Source organism: Gracilimonas tropica DSM 19535 (assembly GCF_000375425.1).
GTDB classification, from domain to species: domain Bacteria; phylum Bacteroidota; class Rhodothermia; order Balneolales; family Balneolaceae; genus Gracilimonas; species Gracilimonas tropica.
Window position 1 is genome coordinate 1 of record NZ_AQXG01000034.1, and the last position, 2,786, is coordinate 2,786.

The window sequence follows — 2,786 nt, forward strand, 5'->3', positions numbered from 1 at the left end:
CGGCGTCCCAGTCGCCCAGCCAGTGATCAAAGTCGCCGGTGGATAGGTGGGTAATCTGGTCGATATTTGTTTTTACTGCGCGCATGGCTTAGCTAAAGACTTTTTCTAAAAAGGCGTCGAGTTTAGCCTGGCTTTTTCGGGCGGCTTCCAGATCCACTTCGGGCTTTGGGGTGGTTTTCCTTTTTGGCGCGCTTGCCGGTTTGGTGTTTTTTGCCGCCGGTTTTTTACTGACCGTTTTCTTCTTGGGCGGAGTAGGTTTTCGCTTGGGTGTTTTCTTGACCTTGGCTTTCCCTGATGGAGGGCAATCGGGTGTGCTTCCCTGAAGCTTTTCCTGCCTCCGGTATTCTCGCGCGCCCAGTACTTTCTTGGCATGATCCTGGGCAAGAATTTGCACTTCCAGATTCCCGTGTTTTTTCACCAGCTGGGCCCACGAAGCGGCAAATCCGCCTTTGACCCCTTCGGTGCAAATCTGGGTTTTCAGCTCCCCGTCAATAAGAAGCTCCACGATATAGCGTTTGTTGTAGTAGTCCGGCACGTAGCGAATGCTCAGCGTTGCCCGCTCGGACTCCCCGGAATGCTGTTTGGCATAGCACGGCATTTTAGAGCCGAGCAGGGAATTCACCCGTTTCCAAGAGCGCAGTTTGTGGAGGGTATTGATTTTTTTGAGTGTGATCGTAAATGGCAACTCTACGGGATTATCGCGTGGCTCGCTGTGTGTGGGATTCATTAAATAGCTTCCTCGTTTTGATATCCAATGGGCTGCCTGCTGTTTAGTGAGGCCAAATTCATCCTGAAAGAAGTCGATGAGTTCCTCATCTGTTGAGGTCTCATTATTAGAAAGCTGGTCTTCCACGCCTTCATGCTGGCTTTGCGTAAGCGGGGGAATAGTTTTTAGGGTTTCGGCAGTGGGTAATGTGCCAAATGGAACATCGATGGCATTTAATAACTGATAGCGGTTTTTTTCGGTCTCAGCCAGTCCCTCTTTGGTGACTTTAATTTCAATGTCGCATTCGTGTGCGATACTGGTGTTGCCCTTATATTTACCGTCTTTGGTCGCATGGGCCACCATGATGAACCCAATGCCTTGTTCGCGGCACCATTGTGCCAGTTCTACCGTGGAGGCGTCTTTGGCGTCAATGACAGAAATGGAATCCAATACGCAAAAGGCAGATCTGTTTTTCAGCAGGGTTTCTTTTAGCGATGTGAGTGATTTCCACTTAGTAAAGTTTAGGTTGTTGTGGGTCGCTTTTAATCGCTTGACTCGGTCAATAAGTGTTTTACCGAAATGTTCTTCGGCAGGGATATATTCGACTCTGCCGTGCTCTGCAAGAGCGTTTGCAAGGCCTAAACTGAAGGTGGACTTTCCGGCCCCTTTCTCACCCCAGATAAAGATGACGGCATTTTTCTCTGGCTCCCCAAGAAGTGTACCATAAGGTTCGGCAATCTTTATGCCTTTGATGTTTATTTTTGCCAGTTCTTTGGCGCTCAGGGTGTTCTTGATGTCCATATCAACGGTTCCTCATTTTTTTAGCGATCACAAATAAAGTACCGATGGCAATTCCAGCCAGAACAGCTTTGGTCAGCATGGCTTTTTTATCTGTTTTCATATTTAGTGGAGCATTGGATACCCCCAGTTTTGCAAGTAGTGTTGGCCCTACATCTCCGGTTACGGGAAGAAAATACCTGCGTTGAGCCTTCATAACGGCAGATTGTGTTTCACTTCCAAATTTTCCGTCAATACCATATTGAGGTAGATCAAAGCCTGCTTTTTGCAATCCTGCTTGGAGCCTGATAACCTGTTGCCCTGAGGCGCCTTTACTGAGAGTCATTTCTTCGATGTTAAGTTATACGTTCGATATGCAAGCACACCTATTGTGATACCGATCAGAAGTGTAGAGCTATACTTTATCAGTGGTGATTTAGCTAAGGATGATAAAGCATCATCGCTAGTTAATTTCTTTGACAGAGCCACCAAATCCACATACTCGAAGTAGGCGTCAATGACTCCGGCGTTTTGCTCATATATCTTGTTGATGCCTGCTTTGCTGGTGGTCAGGTTGGCCAGGTTGAGTCCCATCGTTGCAAGCTGGCCGCGACGACCGCTCGTGGCGCTCTGAAGTTTCCCTGCAAACAGCTTGAAGGCGTTTTGTGAGGTGCGCTGCAGGTAATCGTCCATGCCATGTAAGGCGGAGCCAGTATGTGAGGCAAATCCGGATCTCATTCGGTACCTGCTTTTGGAGCCATGGCTTTGATGCCTGCCCGAAGTCCGGGGAGCATGGGGGCTAAGAAATAAAGCCCCGCGCCAGCAACCGATATAATGATTACCCGTTTGAGTAGCGTGTTAACTTCCCCAAGGGCATTACCAGGCCCAAGTTCGGGCATCTTGTACCACGACTCGGTGGGTGGAGAATACACCCCAGACTGCTCACCGGTTTGCTGGTCCAGGTCGAGAGAAATGGGTGTGGACTTTGCAATGAGATCGGAAGCGGATAGCCTGCTCAAATCAACATCGTCGGGGTACACTTCAAAGATTACTTTATTGCCCGAGGTGGGAACAAACGAGCGGTCAAAGATGACGCGCCCTTGAGCCCGGCATCCATCCATCATAGACGTTCCGAACCGCTGAAAGCCTAAAACCGATCCGGTCTGCTCCGAACGTACCACCACAAGGGCGTCAGGGCATTGCCCGAAACTCGCCATAAAGGGAAGGAAAAGCACTTTTGCCCAGTTGCGGAAAGTTTCAATTTCAAGATTGAGGGAAAACGGGACCCCGCTGGGTGGGTTCC

4 protein-coding genes are annotated in these 2,786 nt (G+C 49.3%); all 4 read right to left on the reverse strand.

Annotated elements, in window-relative coordinates; translation table 11 throughout:
* Positions 1 to 88: 88 nt before the first annotated feature.
* On the reverse strand, positions 89 to 1,507 hold the full coding sequence (locus B151_RS0117325) for a P-loop NTPase family protein (protein WP_020404900.1): 1,419 nt from the start codon (positions 1,505 to 1,507) through the stop codon (positions 89 to 91).
* A gap of 1 nt (position 1,508) precedes the next feature.
* Positions 1,509 to 1,829: a peptidoglycan-binding domain-containing protein gene (locus B151_RS19150; RefSeq protein WP_020404901.1), complete on the reverse strand. Its 321-nt coding sequence runs from the start codon at positions 1,827 to 1,829 to the stop codon at positions 1,509 to 1,511.
* Positions 1,826 to 2,221: a hypothetical protein gene (locus B151_RS0117335; protein WP_020404902.1), complete on the reverse strand. Its 396-nt coding sequence runs from the start codon at positions 2,219 to 2,221 to the stop codon at positions 1,826 to 1,828. Before B151_RS0117335 ends, B151_RS19150 begins: the two co-directional genes overlap by 4 nt.
* Positions 2,218 to 2,786, reverse strand: a 569-nt coding sequence (locus B151_RS20210; protein ID WP_026166742.1) for a hypothetical protein, incomplete at its 5' end; no start/stop codon positions are given. The genes B151_RS20210 and B151_RS0117335, both read right to left, overlap by 4 nt.